Annotated in this window: 20 protein-coding genes; 4 read left to right on the top strand and 16 right to left on the bottom strand. The window is 65.7% G+C overall.

The window, feature by feature from the left end:
• Positions 1–132: 132 nt before the first annotated feature.
• Positions 133–1,554, bottom strand: coding sequence for a purine-cytosine permease family protein (locus ABD05_RS31950; RefSeq protein WP_047904166.1), 1,422 nt, complete (start codon positions 1,552–1,554; stop codon positions 133–135).
• A gap of 389 nt (positions 1,555–1,943) precedes the next feature.
• On the opposite strand from ABD05_RS31950, the gene ABD05_RS31945 reads away from it, so the two are divergent.
• Complete coding sequence (locus ABD05_RS31945; protein ID WP_047904165.1) at positions 1,944–2,867, top strand: LysR substrate-binding domain-containing protein; 924 nt, start codon at positions 1,944–1,946, stop codon at positions 2,865–2,867.
• Between the two features lie 63 nt (positions 2,868–2,930).
• Here ABD05_RS31945 and argE read toward each other — a convergent pair whose 3' ends face one another.
• The 8 genes from argE to ABD05_RS31905 all read right to left on the bottom strand — a co-directional run bounded on the left by argE (position 2,931) and on the right by ABD05_RS31905 (position 9,044).
• Positions 2,931–4,094: an acetylornithine deacetylase gene (gene argE, locus ABD05_RS31940; protein WP_047904164.1), complete on the bottom strand. Its 1,164-nt coding sequence runs from the start codon at positions 4,092–4,094 to the stop codon at positions 2,931–2,933.
• Positions 4,087–4,764, bottom strand: coding sequence for a DUF1028 domain-containing protein (locus ABD05_RS31935; protein WP_047904163.1), 678 nt, complete (start codon positions 4,762–4,764; stop codon positions 4,087–4,089). Before ABD05_RS31935 ends, argE begins: the two co-directional genes overlap by 8 nt.
• A gap of 8 nt (positions 4,765–4,772) precedes the next feature.
• On the bottom strand, positions 4,773–5,210 hold the full coding sequence (locus ABD05_RS31930) for a RidA family protein (RefSeq protein WP_047904162.1): 438 nt from the start codon (positions 5,208–5,210) through the stop codon (positions 4,773–4,775).
• Between the two features lie 75 nt (positions 5,211–5,285).
• Complete coding sequence (locus ABD05_RS31925) at positions 5,286–6,626, bottom strand: flavin-containing monooxygenase (RefSeq protein ID WP_047904161.1); 1,341 nt, start codon at positions 6,624–6,626, stop codon at positions 5,286–5,288.
• 193 nt (positions 6,627–6,819) lie between these two features.
• Positions 6,820–7,266: a hypothetical protein gene (locus tag ABD05_RS31920; RefSeq protein WP_047904160.1), complete on the bottom strand. Its 447-nt coding sequence runs from the start codon at positions 7,264–7,266 to the stop codon at positions 6,820–6,822.
• Between the two features lie 163 nt (positions 7,267–7,429).
• A complete protein-coding gene (locus ABD05_RS31915) occupies positions 7,430–8,050 on the bottom strand; it encodes a hypothetical protein (RefSeq protein ID WP_047904159.1) in 621 nt (206 codons plus the stop codon).
• Positions 8,051–8,079: 29 nt separating this feature from the next.
• Complete coding sequence (locus ABD05_RS31910; RefSeq protein WP_047904158.1) at positions 8,080–8,373, bottom strand: RebB family R body protein; 294 nt, start codon at positions 8,371–8,373, stop codon at positions 8,080–8,082.
• 113 nt (positions 8,374–8,486) lie between these two features.
• Positions 8,487–9,044, bottom strand: a complete 558-nt coding sequence (locus tag ABD05_RS31905) for an RNA polymerase sigma factor (RefSeq protein WP_047904157.1) — start codon at positions 9,042–9,044, stop codon at positions 8,487–8,489.
• A 221-nt stretch (positions 9,045–9,265) separates the two neighbouring features.
• Here ABD05_RS31905 and ABD05_RS31900 point away from each other — a divergent pair, with 221 nt between their 5' ends.
• Positions 9,266–10,126 carry a Crp/Fnr family transcriptional regulator gene (locus ABD05_RS31900; RefSeq protein ID WP_238594228.1) on the top strand — a complete coding sequence of 287 codons (861 nt, stop codon included), beginning with the start codon at positions 9,266–9,268 and terminating at the stop codon, positions 10,124–10,126.
• 81 nt (positions 10,127–10,207) lie between these two features.
• Here ABD05_RS31900 and ABD05_RS31895 read toward each other — a convergent pair whose 3' ends face one another.
• The 4 genes from ABD05_RS31895 to ABD05_RS31880 form a co-directional block, all read right to left on the bottom strand.
• Positions 10,208–10,531 carry a RebB family R body protein gene (locus tag ABD05_RS31895; RefSeq protein WP_047904155.1) on the bottom strand — a complete coding sequence of 108 codons (324 nt, stop codon included), beginning with the start codon at positions 10,529–10,531 and terminating at the stop codon, positions 10,208–10,210.
• A gap of 195 nt (positions 10,532–10,726) precedes the next feature.
• The gene (locus ABD05_RS31890) at positions 10,727–11,107 is read right to left on the bottom strand and encodes a RebB family R body protein (protein WP_047904154.1); all 381 of its coding nucleotides are present in this window, start codon (positions 11,105–11,107) and stop codon (positions 10,727–10,729) included.
• Between the two features lie 190 nt (positions 11,108–11,297).
• Entirely contained in the window at positions 11,298–11,630 is a 333-nt protein-coding gene (locus ABD05_RS31885; RefSeq protein ID WP_047904153.1) for a RebB family R body protein, read from the bottom strand.
• 94 nt (positions 11,631–11,724) lie between these two features.
• Positions 11,725–12,375, bottom strand: coding sequence for a hypothetical protein (locus tag ABD05_RS31880; RefSeq protein WP_047904152.1), 651 nt, complete (start codon positions 12,373–12,375; stop codon positions 11,725–11,727).
• Positions 12,376–12,604: 229 nt separating this feature from the next.
• Between ABD05_RS31880 and ABD05_RS38440 the strand changes: the two genes are divergently transcribed.
• Complete coding sequence (locus ABD05_RS38440) at positions 12,605–12,769, top strand: hypothetical protein (protein WP_162489614.1); 165 nt, start codon at positions 12,605–12,607, stop codon at positions 12,767–12,769.
• 166 nt (positions 12,770–12,935) lie between these two features.
• Here the strand turns inward: ABD05_RS38440 and ABD05_RS31875 are convergent, their stop codons facing one another.
• The 3 genes from ABD05_RS31875 to ABD05_RS31865 all read right to left on the bottom strand — a co-directional run bounded on the left by ABD05_RS31875 (position 12,936) and on the right by ABD05_RS31865 (position 14,945).
• A complete protein-coding gene (locus ABD05_RS31875; protein ID WP_047904657.1) occupies positions 12,936–13,235 on the bottom strand; it encodes a hypothetical protein in 300 nt (99 codons plus the stop codon).
• 142 nt (positions 13,236–13,377) lie between these two features.
• On the bottom strand, positions 13,378–14,448 hold the full coding sequence (locus tag ABD05_RS31870; RefSeq protein ID WP_238594226.1) for a tetratricopeptide repeat protein: 1,071 nt from the start codon (positions 14,446–14,448) through the stop codon (positions 13,378–13,380).
• 107 nt (positions 14,449–14,555) lie between these two features.
• Positions 14,556–14,945 (bottom strand): phospholipase D-like domain-containing protein, encoded by a 390-nt coding sequence (locus ABD05_RS31865; RefSeq protein WP_047904151.1) that lies wholly within the window; start codon positions 14,943–14,945, stop codon positions 14,556–14,558.
• Positions 14,946–15,274: 329 nt separating this feature from the next.
• Here ABD05_RS31865 and ABD05_RS38690 point away from each other — a divergent pair, with 329 nt between their 5' ends.
• Positions 15,275–15,430, top strand: a complete 156-nt coding sequence (locus tag ABD05_RS38690) for a hypothetical protein (protein WP_167347869.1) — start codon at positions 15,275–15,277, stop codon at positions 15,428–15,430.
• The last annotated feature ends 201 nt before the right edge of the window (positions 15,431–15,631 follow it).

The following is a 15,631-nucleotide window of genomic DNA, read 5'->3' as shown; positions in this document are numbered from 1 at the left end:
GCGCGGGCAGGCTTGCGGTGCTTCATCCGCCGCGAGCCTGCCCTCGTCATATCGACATACTTCCACGGGCCGCCGCATCGCCACCGCTGCGGCGGCCCCACTCTTCCTGCTCCGCTTCGAACTGCGGCCCGCTTACTGCGCTGCCGTCGGCGGCAGATGCGCACTGCCCTGCCGGCGCCGATACGCGCTGTCGCGCGATGCGAGCCAGTAGTACAGCGGCGACGTCAGCAGCAGCCCCACGAGCCACGACAGGTCCGCGCCGCCGAGATGCGCGGGAATCGGGCCCGCATACATCGGCGTGTTCATGAACGGAATCTGCACGAGGATCCCGATCGCATACGCGAGCAGCGCCTGCGGATTGAAACGGCCGTAGATGCCGCCGTCCGCCATGAAGATCGACTTGATGTCGTACTTGCCCTTGTGGATCACGTAGAAGTCGATCAGGTTGATTGCCGTCCATGGCACGAGCACGACCAGCAGCGCGAGCACGAGATCGACGAGGTTGCCGACGAAGTTCGTCGACGCGCCGATCGCCGCGTAGCAGCACGCCACGAAGATCACGACCGACACCACAGCGCGCGTCTTCGCAGTCGGAATCCACTTGTAGGCGAACGTCTGCACCGACGTGATCACCGCGAGCACCGCGCCGTACAGGTTCAGCGCGTTGTGGCTGATCACGCTCAGCAGGAACAGCACGAGCATCAGCGGGCCGAGCGGGCCGGTCGCCTGCTTGACCGCATCCATCGTGTCCGCGCCGGCCGGCACCGCGAGCACCGCGACCGAACCGAAGATGAACGCGAGCGTCGAGCCGATCGTGCAGCCGAGGTAGGTCGCCCAGAACGTCGACGCAACGCCGGCATCCTCCGGCAGATAGCGCGAATAGTCCGATACGTACGGCGCGAACGCGATCTGCCACAACGCCGACAGCGACACCGTCGCGAGCCAGCCCGCGAAGTTGAAGCCGCCGCGCGTCAGGAAATCGTCGGTCGTCACGTGCGTGAGGATCATCCAGAAGCCGACGAGAATGCCGATGCCGAGCACCCATGTACCGATGCGGTTCAGGATATGGATGAAGCGGTAGCCGACGATGCCGATCAGCCCCGAGCCCACCGCGCCGATCACGATGCCGACGGGCACCGGCACCGACGACGCGATGCCGTGCACCGACTTGCCGGCGAGCACGATGTTCGACGCGAAGAAACCGACGTACATCACGGCCGCGATCACCGTGACGAGCAGCGCACCCCACGAACCGAACTGCGCGCGGCTCTGGATCATCTGCGGGATGCCCATCTGCGGCCCCTGCGCGGAATGCAGCGCCATCAGCACGCCGCCGACCGCCTGGCCGACGACGATCGCGACGATGCCCCACATCAGGTTCAGGTGAAACAGCTGCACGCCGAGCGCGCCGGTCACGATCGGCAGCGGCGCGATATTGCCGCCGAACCAGAGCGTGAACAGGTCGCGCACCTTGCCGTGGCGTTCCGCGGGCGGCACGTAGCCGATCGTGTGTTTCTCTATCATCGGGGACGCGTTGCGGTCCACGTTCGTCATGGTGAAGTCTCCTGTCCTGCGCGGCGATGCGCGCTTGCCGTTTCAGCCGGCGCGCGATGGGGTGCGCGCCTGCAATCGGGTCCGGATACGCGAGCGACGACGCGCCGCGTGCACGCGCGGCGGTGTCGGCCGAGGCAGAGGATGCTCGGCAGGCGGGGACGGATGACATATCCCGCCGGCACACGCGCAGCCTCGTTGTGATCCGGATTGGAGACGATGGTGCGCCACGCGCGCCGGGGCCGGAAAATACTAAAAATATTTCCGGGACATACGAAAAAGCTCTGCAGCGGAAATTTCGGCGCCGGCGGTCTTCGGGTAAGGTGCTACGCGAAACCATGGACAGAATGCGCCCGCGGCGCCACGCCGGGGGCCGGGCATCAGAGGTGCTTGTGGCTCACTACACTTTGCGGCAACTGAAGTACTTCGTGACGACGGTGGAATCCGGCAGCGTCGCCGAGGCGTCGCGCCAGCTCTTCATCGCGCAGCCGTCGATCTCCAGCGCGATCAAGGGGCTCGAGGAAAGCTTCGGCGTGAAGCTGTTCATCCGCCATCACGCGCAGGGCGTGTCGCTGACGCCGAGCGGCACGCGTTTCTACCGGAAAGCGCAGGAGCTGCTGCGCATCGCGCATGAATTCGAACAGAACGCGCTCGCCGACAACGACGTGATCACCGGGCAGATCGACATCGGCTGCTTCGAGACGGTCGCGCCGCTCTATCTGCCGCAACTGATCGCGGGGTTTCGCGAGCGCTACCCGGGCGTCAACATCCGGCTGCGCGACGGCGACCAGCAGGAACTCGTGCAGGGCCTGACGTCCGGCACGTTCGATCTCGCGCTGATGTACGACCACGATCTCGACGGCACGATCGAAACCGAGCCGCTGATGCCGCCGCAGCAGCCGTACGTGCTGCTGCCGGAGAACCACCGGTTCGCGGGCCAGCCGCACGTGTCGCTACGCGATCTTTGCGTCGAACCGATGATCCTGCTCGACGTGCAGCCGAGCCGCACGTATTTCGTCAGCCTGTTTCATGAGCTCGGGCTGACGCCGAACATCGTGTTCGGCTCGCCGTCGATCGAGATGGTGCGCGGGATGGTCGGCCAGGGCTTCGGTTTCTCGCTGCTCGTCACGCGCCCGCATTCGGAATACACGTACGACGGCCGGCGCGTCGTGACGATCGGCCTCAGCGAAACGGTGAGCCCGTCGGGGCTCGTGAGCGCGCGCCTGAAACGCGGGCAGCTCACCAAGCAGGCGCAGTCGTTCGTCGATTTCTGCCGCGAGCGGCTCGCGCAGATCGTCGCGGAATCGGCGCGATAACGAAGCAGAAAACGCACGCGCCGCAGGACGGGCGCGTGCGTGTCGGCAGTATCGGCAGCCCGTTCAGGCGGCCGCGGAAAGATGCGCGACCAGACGGCCCAGCATCGCGTCGCATCCGTGCAGTTGTTCGAGCGTGACGAACTCGTCGGGCTTGTGCCCCTGGTCCATGCTGCCGGGCCCGCACACCACGGTCGGAATGCCGGCCTGCCCGAACAGCCCGCCCTCGGTGCCGAACGCGACCGTGCCGAACGCGTCGGACCCGCTCAGCATCGCGAGCAGGCGCGCGGCTTCGCTATCCGGCGCGGTCGCGAGCCCCGGATACGCACCCAGCGGCTGCAGCTGGATATCGGTATCGGGCTGCACCGCGCGCATTCTCGGCAACAGTTCGGATTCCGCATAGTCCTGCAGCTTCCTCGGCACGTCGTGCGCATCGAAGTCCGGCAGCGCACGCACCTCGAAATCGAACTCGCATTCGGCCGGCACGATGTTCAGCGCGCGGCCGCCCTTGATCAGCCCCGTCTGCACGGTCGAGAACGGCGGATCGAAGCGGCTGTCGTGCCGTTCGGGCCGCGCGAGCGCCGCGCCGATTTCGCCGAGCCGGCCGATCAGCTTCGCCGCATAGTCGATCGCGTTGACGCCCGACGGCGCGTACGCCGAGTGGCACGCGGCGCCCTTCACGTGGCAGCGCATCGCGAGCTTGCCCTTGTGACCGAGCACCGGCTTCAGTTCGGTCGGCTCGCCGATCAGGCACAGGCGCGGCCGGTGCTCGCGCGCGGCCAGTTCCGCGAGCATCGGCCGCACACCAAGGCAGCCGATTTCCTCGTCGTACGAGAACGCGAGATGCACGGGCACGCTCAGCGGCCGTGCGACGAACGTCGGTACGGCCGCGAGTACCGAAGCGATGAAACCCTTCATGTCGGCCGTGCCGCGGCCGTACAGGCGACCGTCGCGCTCGGTCAGCCGGAACGGCTCGACCGTCCACGCCTGCCCGTCGACCGGCACCACGTCCGTATGGCCCGACAGCGCGATGCCGCCGCGATCGCGCGGCCCGATCGTCGCGTACAGGCTCGCCTTCGTGCGTTCCGCGTTGTAGAACAGTTCGCTCGCGACGCCGAAGCCCGCGAGATAGTCGCGGATGAACTCGATCATCTCGAGATTCGAATCGCGGCTGACCGTCGCGAACGCGGTCAGCCGTTCGAGCAGCGCGCGGCTCGACGTATCACTCATCGCCCGGCACTCCGTAGCTCGGTGCGGCGGTCGGGTTCAGCGCGCGGGTCTGGTAGTCCTGCATCTGCGGGCGATACGCGCGCCACAGCGTGTCGAGCTGCCCGATCGGGTCGGCATCGGCCCAGTCGACGCGCAGGTCGACCACCGGCCAGGTCACGTCGCCGGCCACCTTCAGCGCGGCCGAATGCACCGGCCCCGCCTCGCCGCCGGCTGCCATTGCCGCGTGCATCGCGGCCAGCAGGCGATCGGCGAGCACGCCGGGCGCCTGTTCGAATGCACTGACCATCGTGTCGATCACGGCCGGCGCGGCCAGCAGGTTGCCGGCCGCCACGCATTGCTCGCCCTTCACCGCGTGATGCGTGCCGAGCGCTTCCTTGCCGGTGAAGCACGCCGTCTGCCCTTGCCCGTCGATCACCGTGACCTGCCGGTACTGGCTCCAGCCGTTCGCGCTGAGCGCGCGATCGAGCGCCGCGGCGGGCGCGAGCTGGTCGTGCTCGATCAGGTCGAGAATCTGCGGGCCGAGCGCCGGCAGCGTGATGTTCTGCGTCGCGACGGCACCCACGCCCGCGCGCACCCACGGGCAGCGCGCGCCCACCGCGATACTCGACGAGCTGATCGCAATCCCGAGCTGGCCCGTTTCCGGGCAGCGCCCGACGATGGAGAAAGTCATGTCGCCTCCTATGCGCGGTGCGGCTGCCAGTTGTCCGGGATCACCGCGATCACGTCGATCTCCATCAGCCACTGCGGCTGGCCGAGCGCGGACACGACGAGCCCCGTCGAGATCGGATACACGCCCTTCAGCCACTTGCCGACTTCCTGGTACACGGGCTCGCGGTAACGCGGGTCGATCAGGTAGGTCGTCGTCTTCACGATATGCGTGATGTCGCTGCCGGCTTCCTCCAGCAACTGCTTGACGTTCTTCATCGCCTGCCCGGCCTGCGCGCGCGCGTCGCCAAGGCCGATCAGGTTGCCGTCGAAATCGGTGCCGACCTGGCCGCGCACGTAGACGGTGTTGCCGGCCCGCACGGCCTGGCACAGGTCGTTGTCGAGCGTCTGGTTCGGATAGGTATCCTTCGTGTTGAACATGCGGATACGGGTATGGGTGGGTTGGCTCATCGAAATCCTTCAGTCGTCAATGGTCACGCCGCCGCACCGGACGCGAACGCGGCGCGGCAGGCAGCATGCGTTCGGTCAGTTCACCGCGTCGGCAAGCGGCTGCGCGTCGGCGCGCGCCGCGGCGCCGTCCTGCTCCGGGCGCGATGTCGAGCGGTGCTGCGATGCGTCGTGGTATTCGAGGTAGGTGCGCTGCGTCGCGATGTGATCGGCGATGTGCCGCGCGTCGTGCCACACGCCCCAGATGAAGCTGGAGCCGCGCCGTGACAGCCACGGAAGCCCGAGGAAATAGATGCCCGGCTCCTTCGACACGCCGCGCTGGTGCTGCGGCTTGCCGTTCTCCGCGAATGCGTCGACGTTCAGCCAGCCGTAGTCGACCGCATAGCCGGTCGCCCAGACGATCGACGAGACGCCGGCGCCGGCGAGGTCGAGCGAGAGGATCGGATGCGCGACGCATTCGGGGTTCGGCAGGATGTCGCGGGCTTCGGGTTCTTCCGGCAGGTCGAGGCCGTTGCGCACCGCATACGCGTCAGCCGCGTCGAGCAGCGACAGGTAGTTGTCGTCGCCGCGCGCGAGATTGATCGCGAGATCGCGTTCGAATGTGACCACGCCGCCGTCGAACGACTTCGTCAGCCCGACGAGCGTCACGCCCTGGTTCGCCAGCTTGCGGAAATCGACCGTATGACCGCCGCGCGCGCCGCTCACCGCGATCGTCACGTGTTCGCGGCCGGGCGTCGCGACTTCCTTGTCCCATTCGCCGAGCACGCCGAGCCACCAGCAGAAGTCGCGGCCGCGATACGCGCGCGGCGGACGATCGTGCGGCCCGACCGACAGGTAAACCTGCCGGCCCGCGCGCTGCAGCTCGTCGGCGATCTGCACGCCGGACGAACCCGCGCCGACCACCAGCACCGCGCCTTCCGGGAGCTGGCCCGGGTTGCGATAGTCGGCGGAATGGATCTGCACGAGACGCGCGTCGTCCGGCGCGATCGGCGGAATGACAGGCCGCTGGAACGGCCCCGTCGCGACGACCACGCGGTTCGCGTCGATCGTGCCGTCCGATGTTTCGACGATGAAGCCCGGCTTGCCCGCATTGCGCACGACGTTCTTCACTTCGACACCGGTGCGGATCGGCGCGTTGAATTTCCGCGCATACGCTTCGAAGTAGTCAGCGACCTGGTCTTTCGATGCGAACGCATCGGGATCGAGGCCGTCGAATTCGAGCCCCGGGAAGCGGTCGTGCCACGCGGGACCGTTCGCGACCAGCGAATCCCAGCGCCCCGTGCGCCAGCGTTCGGCGATGCGGCTGCGCTCGAGCACCAGATGCGGAACGCCCAGCTTGCCCAGGTGCTCGCTCATGGCCACGCCGGCCTGCCCGGCGCCGACGACGAGCGTATCGATTGAGGTTGTTTCGACTGCCACGGCTGTCTCCTTCTGAAGTGCGGCTCGCTGCGATGGTCTTGCTGTCGCACGAGTTGGAATGGAGACATTCTGCTGACACACCGCCGGAGGCGAAATGATGATTTTTGTTGGTGTTGACGAGCAAAAAGCTGGGCGTGGCGCGGGCGGCGAGCGGCGCAGGACGACGCGCCCGTACTGCACCGGGTCGCGCCGGCTACGCGTCGGTCCACGCGCCGGTGCCCTGCTGATACTGGATCACGCCGCCGTTGATCCGCACCCGCAGGTTGCCGTCCGGCAACTGCACCCAGGTCGTCATGTCGAGGCCCTGCATCAGCCCGGCGAAGAAATCCTGCAACTCCGGCGACTGGCTGGCCTGCCAGAGGTCGATACGCCCGAGGCACGCGCGCAGGTTGCCGTTCTGCTGCATGATCGTGTCGACCTGTCCGGCCACGTTCGACGCCGGATCGTAGACCGGCGTGCCGTCGCCGCTGACGATCGACAGGTGGATTGCGCGCACCGACGCCGGCTGGCCCGGCGTCTGCTCGACGAGCGCGATGCAGCTCGTCATCGCGCCGAAATCGATTTCCGTCGCATCTCCCCAGTTGCGCTCGCCGACCGCCAGCGGCGCGGGACCTTGTACGTTCTGAATGATGTAGGGCATGGGTTCCTCGCATGACTCGATGGGACTGCTGGTGCCTGGCAGGGCCGCGGCGCGTTCGAGACAACGGACGTGCATCGGTCCCGCCGCTCACATCCCGCATCGGGCCCGATAGCCCGGCGGGTCGTGTCGATTGATTCTTTGTCGCTGCGCGCGCGGTCGCGCGCTACGTTCCCTTCTTGTCCAGCAGCGCCTGATACTTCTGCAGGCTCTCGTCGATCTTGTCGAGCGCGATGCTCGCGGCCTCCCCTTCGATCGCCTCCGCGGCACCCGCGACGAGCGCCGCGGTCGCGACGAACAGGTCCGTCAACAGCAGGCCCACCGCATCCATCGCCATCCCGCGCTCGTTCTCGTCGATGGTCTTCTGCGCCAGATCCTTCATCAGCACGCTCTTGCCCGCGATCGCCAGCGACGTCGACGCCTCGAAGTAGTTGGCCGCCGCCTGCGCAACCAGACCACCTGCCTGCGTGATCATCATGTTCGGGCCGACGGCGATCTGCGTCGTCGCGTAGGACGCAGCCTCCGCGTTGATCGCTTGCACGGTCTGCAGTGCCGAGCCGCCGGACCCGGCCGCATCCGCGATCTGGTTCGGTGCCTTCAGCGCGTCGGTGAGCCTGCGCAGCCGGTTGGCCGGCCACGCGCGCGCGCCGGCCTTCGACGCCGCGGTGTGCGGCGCAACCTCGGCCGGCGTCGTTGCTTCGGCTGCGGTGTCGGCGGCGTCTGCGGTATCGCCCGGCGTCTGCGGCGCGCCGTCGCCGCGTCCGCCCAACAGGCCTTTCATGTTCATGGTTCAGGTATCCCGAGAGTCATCGCGTGCTAATGCGTGGAATCCGTCTGCGGCCCGGCCGTCGGGGCATGCGCCGCGCCGCCAGAGGGCGGCTTCGGCGACGCTTCGACGGACAGGATCATGGCCACCGCCTTCGACACGACCGCGTTCGAAATCTGGTTCAGCGCCGCCTGCTGCTGTGTCATGTTCTGCGCCGAGATGCCGACCGCCTGGCTGAACATCTGGTAAAGCATGCCCAGTGCCTGGGCCGGGGAGCCCGCGACGACGTTGACATTGGTCTGCGTCAGCGCGTCGGTAACCTGCTCATTGACTTTGTCTGCCACGAGGCCTCCTTGGATCTCGGCTCCGGCGTGCGATTGAAGGAACGGCGGGCCGGCAGGCCATCGACGCCGCGCATGCCGTTAGGAACGCTGCGTGCCCGCGTTCGTGAACGCGCTCAGGCGAGTTCCTCGCGCAACTTCTTGCGCAGCAGCTCGACGCGCTTTCTGGCCAGCGGCTCGTTGATCCCGAGCGTCGCCGCGATGTGCAGGTAGGGCCGGTCCTCCTCGAACTTCAGCGTGAACAGCATCTGCTGCTGCGGCGGGAGCGTGGACAGCACCTGCTCGAGACGCAGCAGCTGTTGCCGGAGCAGCAGTTGCTGCTCCACCGACGGCGCGTGGCCGGCCAGCTCGACGGTGTGATCGTCGTCCCAGCCCGGGTCGAATTCGAGCATGCCGCTTTCGCGCAGACGACGGCGCGCGCCATCGAGGAACGCATGGTTCAGCGCCAGAAAGAGAAAGCCGGCCAGGTTCCGAACGCGCTCGGGCGAACGCTGCAGGTAAATGTGGACCTTGAGTGCGGTATCGGAGAGCAGTTCGTCGGCACGGTGAATATCGCCCTTGCACAACAGGCGCGCGCGGCGCCGCAATTTCCCCTGCATTTCCCGCCACGTGTGATCGAGCTGCTGCGCCGGCGACTCAGGCGTCGAAACAGCGTGCTGGTTCGAGGTTGTCATCCCGTGCCTTCCTTTTTTATGGAAAACACAGAATCGATTCGATGCCCAGAATGGCGCTGTTACCCGCGTAACACCGTTATCAAGATAATCGGCTTATGTAAATTTTGTTGATTATTATGAACGGAAACTTTAATTCCCTGGCATCTCCTCATCCGTCGTTTCTGGTGCGCTGTCGAGCGTGAACAATGCCATTTCGATGAAAAACAACGACTGCCGTCGCGATGCGTTCGCGCGCCGGCACGCTGCTGTCGATGCCGGTCCATCAAACGTTCTTGGCGCCGAAGCACAGCCATTTCGGGACTGCTTTCCCATTATCTGGTTATTTTCATCATCCATTTTTCACGCAGTGCAAAAGGCAACGTTTTTCGCTAGGTGGCCGCATCGTCAAACAACCTTGCACGGAAAACATGCCTGCCCTTGCTAACGGTCGAACGCTGTGCGATATACCGATACTCGCCGATCTTCCGGAAAGCCTTCTCGCTCACATCGAACGGCATCTCGCGCCCTGGCCCGAACACGGCAATCGCCTGTTGTTCTTCAAGGGCGATCCGGGAGATTTCGTCGCCTTCGTGCACTGCGGTCGCGTCTACAAGACGCTGCACGAACCTGGCGGACGCGAAATCATTCTCGGCCACTCGTTGCCGGGCGAACTCATCGGCGAAAACACGCTGGTTCGCGCCCACCGGCGCAGCTTCACCGCCCAGTTGAGCCCCGACTGCCGCGTGTCGCTGCTGCATCGCCAGTACTTCGCGCCGCTGCTGGCCAATGCGGATTTCATGGACCGCATCCACGAGCAGCTGTGCCGGCACATCCACCAGTTGAGCGACTTCGTCGAATCGGCGTGCCTGTACCGGCTCGAAGCAAGGCTCGCGCGCCATCTGCTGAACCGCATGCAAGGGAACGATCTCGAGGTGCCGCTGCCGGAGAACCAGAGCATCCTCGCCGCGATGCTCAACGTCAGCCGGCCGCGATTGAACAGCAGCCTGCAGAAGATGCAGCGCGACGGCCTGATCCGGCTTCACGAGCACGGCGTGACGATCGAGAAACCGGAGCAGCTTCGGCACATCGTCAACGCCAATTGACGCGCCGGCAAGCGCGTGCGCCGCGCGGCGCGGCGGCGGGAGGAAGGTGCGCGCGCCGGGTTGCGCGGCGCGCGGTGAAGGTCAGCCGCGCCAGTGGCCGATGGCGTTCATCAACTGCGCGACGGCGGACAGTTGCGACGCAAAGTTGTCGTTCGCCGAGCGCGCCGCGCCGGCCGCCGCCGCCGGCGAGCCGGCATAGAGCTGCATGATGCCGACGGTCGTGGCGGCGAGGTTGGACATCGCCTGGTTCGCCTGCATCTGCACCGCGTTGTGAAGCAGGATCGCGGACGCATGGCTGTTCGACTGCATGAGCGTGCCCAAGGCCACGGCGGGCGCTTCGCCCACCACCTTGACGTTGGCTTGCGTGACCGCATCGGTCATCGCGGCGGAAACCTGTTCCGGCATGTCGTTGCTCCTGGTTTGCTCGCCGCTGCGGTGCAGTCACGGCGAAAGCATGAATGGGTCGGTCGGCGACGCGCGCCGGTCGGTAGCATCGGTGCGCGCGAGCGCTCGCCGTCGCGGGCGTCGGCATGACGACAGGCGCCGGGCGGCAGCCGCGGAAATCGGGGCCGCCGCCCGGCGTCGACGCCGGGTTACGCGTCAGACGAGCGCCTTGCCGAGCGCGAGCACGTCAGCCAGCACGGACAGCACGCCGTTCGAGCCGATTTCCGTCGCGGCGGCGCCGGCGCTTGCCGGCCCGAGCGTGTAGAGCTGCATCGTGCCCACGTTCGTCGAGGTCGGCAGCTGCACCGCGGACTGCGACTGCTGCTGCACGGCGTTCTCGAACAGCACGCTGAGCGAATGGCTCTGGGCCTGGTACAGCGAGCCCGTCGCCATCGCGGGCGCTTCGCCCACCACCTTGACGTTGGTCTGCGTGACCGCGTCGGTGATCGCGGCATTGACCGCGCAAGTCTTGCAGTTGCAGGGGTCCTTCGTGTCGTTGGCGTTGGCGTTGGCGTTCGCGTTTGCATCATCAGCCATCGTATTTCTCCTGGTTTGCGAACGGGCGCCGCATCGAATCGGCTCTGCCCGTTCTGTCGGTTGCTCCGGAACACCGCGCGGCACCGCTGTTCAGGCGCCGGCGGCCGTGCTGCGGATCCGCGGCACGGCGGCGGCATGGGCGGCTCGTGCCGCTTGCGCCGCCGCTCGACCACGGCGTTGCGACGGCGCCTTAGGGGTGCATCGCCTTCCCGATCGCGATCACGTCGGCCAGAATGGAGATGATCCCGTTCGCGCCGATTTCCGTGGCGGCCGCGCCCGCGCTTTCCGGCCCGATCGTGTAGAGCTGCATCGTCCCCACGTTCGTCGACGTCTGCGACTGGATCGCGGCCTGCGACTGCTGCTGCACCGCGTTCTCGAACAGGATGCTGAGCGAATGGCTCTGGGCCTGGTACAGCGAGCCCATCGCCATTGCCGGCGCTTCGGCGACCACCTTGACGTTGACCTGCGTGACCGCATCGGTAATCGCGGGATTGACCTGGCACACTTGACACGTATCACCCATTTTTTGCTCCTTGATTCACGTAGTTGAGAGATCGCACATCGGGGCCGGCCGGTTTCGCGTTCGGCCGCTTGACTTCAGCCGCATGCCCCGCGTGCTACTCCATGGACGCTGGGCCCGGCGTATCGTGAACGGCAGCGGTGGCGGCAGCACCCGGCGCGGCCGGTTCGGACCGTTCGGTCGGGCCGGCGCCGACGCTTCGCAGCCGGTCGTCTATCGCGTCGAGCCGTACAGCGAACCGTTCGACGAGCGAATCGACGTATTGCCGGAAGCATGTGTCGATTTCCTGCCGGATGAGGCCCGTCAGCTGTTCGCCGATCATCGCCAGCGCCTGGCGGGTGCTGTCCTGGATCTCGGCCGCGCCGGATGCCTGCGCGTCGCCCGGCGGCTCGTGCGCGTCGAGTACGCCGGACACTTTCTGCTGTTCCGACGCCAGCATGCCGAGGGTCGTCTCGTTCTGCGCGTCGATCGTCTGCAGGATGCCGCGCATCTTCTCGTACGCCTTCTGCTGGTTGAGCTGCAGAAAATGCTTGACCTGTTCGCGCGCCTCCTGCCGGGTTTTCAACCGCGGCAATGGCGGATTCGCGGCGCTCGCCTGCGCGGCCGTGCCGGCGACCGGCGCCGGCTGGTTCCCGTGCCTGCTCGGCAGCCGCTCCAGCAGCGCCTGTTCTTCGCCCGGCTCGAGGGGCCGTCCCAATCGCTTCTCTGCGAGCTGCCGCAGCAGGGGGTCGAGGGCTTCGTTGCTCATGGCTCACACCTCCTCGATGTCCGCCCGCGGCGCCGGTGCGTGCGGTTCGGGTTCGGATCGACGCAGCGCCGACGTGCCTCGGTCGGCGTGCTGCAATGGATATCGCATGGTGTCCTCCGGGAAATGGATGCGCGACGGCCTTGCCGGAAATTTCGGCAGGACTGCTGCAGGGACGAACCGTGCGAAGGGTCTGTGAAGTCAGTCGTCGCCGCGCGCCGGCTGCGTGTGCATGTCGCTCGCGCGCGAGGCGAAAGTCGACGCAGGCGACACGTGGGGCCTGCTCGCATACTTCGGACGCGAATCGGCGGGCGCGCTCACGCTGCTCGCCGAAGGCGAGCGGGAAGCGGCGGCAGCACTCGGAGGTATCCGGAATTCCGTGTGTGAGGCGGGTTAGGACTCAGATTCCGATGTTGAATCGCTCTGGGTAAAGCAGCGCAAACTGCGCCAGACTCAGATCGAGGCCGGCATAGGTCGAACTGTCCGACTGACCGGACAGCCCAGCGGACATACGACCCGCGCCCTTGCGCCACTGGTCATGCTTGTAGATGGCTCGGTACTGCTCATGAGTCCGCATCCCGTTGCGCGGGAGCAGACGAATCACTCCCGTCGTTGCCCGACGGAGGATCGTCGGCATCGCCGGGCGATGTCGAATCACGGCTGGCGAACCATGCGACCAAGCCGCCCAATGCAATCAGCGGCCCGAGAAACAGGAAATTCTCGATCGCGAAATCGCTCACATCGTGCGAACCGTAGCTGCCTCCGCTGACCTGGGCCGCGGCTCCCACGAGCGCGAGCACGCCCCAGGCCGCCAATATCAGACCTCCGGCAACCACGATCGCGGCCATCGTCGTTTTACGCACCTTCCCTCCCGTCACGCGTCGTCGGAAAAGTTGCCGACGCTGACCTGAGGCAGCTTCGCGAACCCGAGGCGATTAGCCTCGTTCCACCAGGTCCACACCGGTTCCGTATTCCACACAAAATGCCGTTCGGCATTCGGATATTTCAGTTGTGCGAGCCAGTAGCCGCCAACGGGGCGGCGGTCGTTTCTGCCTGCGGAGTAACGCCCGCGGGAGGCGTCGCGGGCAGCATGTAACCATCGGGCACGTGTGCGCGACCGGTACGCAGCGACACGGGGTGCGCGGCGGGTTTGGACGGCGACACCGGTGCCGACGTCACCGCCTTCGCCGCATTGATCAACGTCTCCTTGTTGCCGTCCCACTTGGGCAACTTGGCCGGCGGCAGCGGCACCGCCTTGTCCAGATTCGGCAGACGTAGATCGGGGTCGCGCTCGAGGCGATCGGCAAGAACGCTATAACGCTCGGCCCGGGCACGATCCTTCACGTTGCCGACCACGGCATCGCCATCGTCGAACGCGCCAAACAAATACGCCGCACTCTTGGCGCTTCCGTATTTCACGCCTTCATGCAAGATCTTGAGAGCCTGCACGTTGTCTTCGCCAAGTGATTGGTCGGAGCCAACGAGAGTTGTTCCGAGGGCGTATGCTGCATCCCCGCTACCCTGGGCGAATCCACACTCGAGCATTTTGAGCGCAACCTTTCGATTGCCCCAAAAACCGGATTTCGGATCGTCGTAGACTGCATCGAGCTTACTACCCAAATAAGCCATCGCACTCGGGCTACCCTTGTCCGCAGCAAGTTGCCAGAACGCATACGCACGGCTGGCATCCTGCTTTACGCCAACTCCGTTCATGTAGTACGTGCCCATCAGATCATAGGCCGCAGGGATGCCCAGCTTCATGGCCTGCTCGGTAATCTGCACCGCACGCTCGGTATTGCGATCGACACCCAGCCCCTGCGCGTAGGCATTCGCAAGGTTCAGCATCGCCTTCCAGTGCTTGCGCTCGGCAGCCTTGCTCCACAGCGCGACGGCACCAGCGTAATCGCGCTGGTTCGGCCACAACAATGCGCTTGTCATCTTCATCGCCTGCTGATTCCAGCGATCCGCCTCTGGATCAACGGCCGGAACGACGGTGGCTTCGTGCACGCAATCAAACGTCTCGCGATGTGGGTTGAAAGCGTCGAGCGACATATTTCGCGGAAGGGAATCGTTCATCGAGCAAGCGGTACAAGCAAAGAACAGGAAGAGGGAAAACACGCCCGCCAGGCGCAATCGTTTAGACGTTGTAGAACTCATCGGAACCCGCATGATCTGAAAGTGCGCTAGGCCAGCCGAACGCTGGACGTACGATCGTCTTGAAATGCCAGCAGGAAGCCCACCGGCTCTAGACCGCGCTTCCGTTGAATGGCATTCGAATCCATGAGTTCTTGCCACTTCATGAACGTTTCCTTGATGGCGACGGGACTGCCGTCGCTGCCATCATGTTTGCCACCGGTATGCAGATTCCAAACTCGCTTCCGCAGATCCGTACTCTTGGCTCGATCGTCGCTACCCACATTGATTTCCGCATCGACCGCCATGCTCCGCAAATTCAGGTTGGCGCTGCCCAACGTGAAGAAGCTGTCGTCGATCAGCAGCAGTTTACTGTGAATGTAGATTTCCCTGTACCGAGCCGCGATCGACTCCGTCGGCAACGGCAGCATCGGTGCCATGTCCGGATCGGGCAATTTTTATTGAAATTCTGAATATTTCAGATACCCGACGGAAAACGTCCCCGCGTCCGGCCGCTCTTTAACCCGGCCATTGCCCGACAATTCTTGACGGTTCGCGAACCGCCGAACTGATAACATGCGCGTCGCCTCGCAATGTCTGTGATGCACAGCGTGCGTTCCGGAATCCGAGCGGCCGTCTGATCCCCCTTTTTTGCGTCGCGCAGCCGCCCATACCGCTGTGCACCGCCCGTTTTCCCGCAACACCCCGGCGTCGCCCCACACGACCCGTTGCAGCAACCGTTGGAGTGGCGCATCGCGCGCCAGCAAGCATGAAGAACTCGAAGCCGCCCACCCGCCCCCCGCGCGAGAAAGACCGCACGCCGCTGGTACGCGCCGGCGCGCTGCTGCTGATGGCCGGCCTGCTGTACCTGCTGTGGCCGTCCGCCGAAACCGCGTACCTCGCGATGGAGTCGGTGATCCGCTGACGCGCACGGCCGGCCCGACGCCGCGCCATACGCTATACTGCCGCGATGAAAACGAAACCCGCCCTGCCGAACCTGCATTGCTGGTGGCGCGCCTGACCCAGGCGGCCCGTTTCCTTTCGCATGTCCCAAACGTGATGCCGCCAGCCATGGCGGCATTTGCGTTTCTGCGCTTACATCCATGGCTGGCGGCTTCGACAACCC

The organism is Burkholderia pyrrocinia (assembly GCF_001028665.1).
In the GTDB taxonomy this organism is placed as follows: domain Bacteria; phylum Pseudomonadota; class Gammaproteobacteria; order Burkholderiales; family Burkholderiaceae; genus Burkholderia; species Burkholderia pyrrocinia.
Note: the sequence above shows the minus strand (reverse complement) of the source record. Positions and strands in the feature narration are given on the sequence as shown.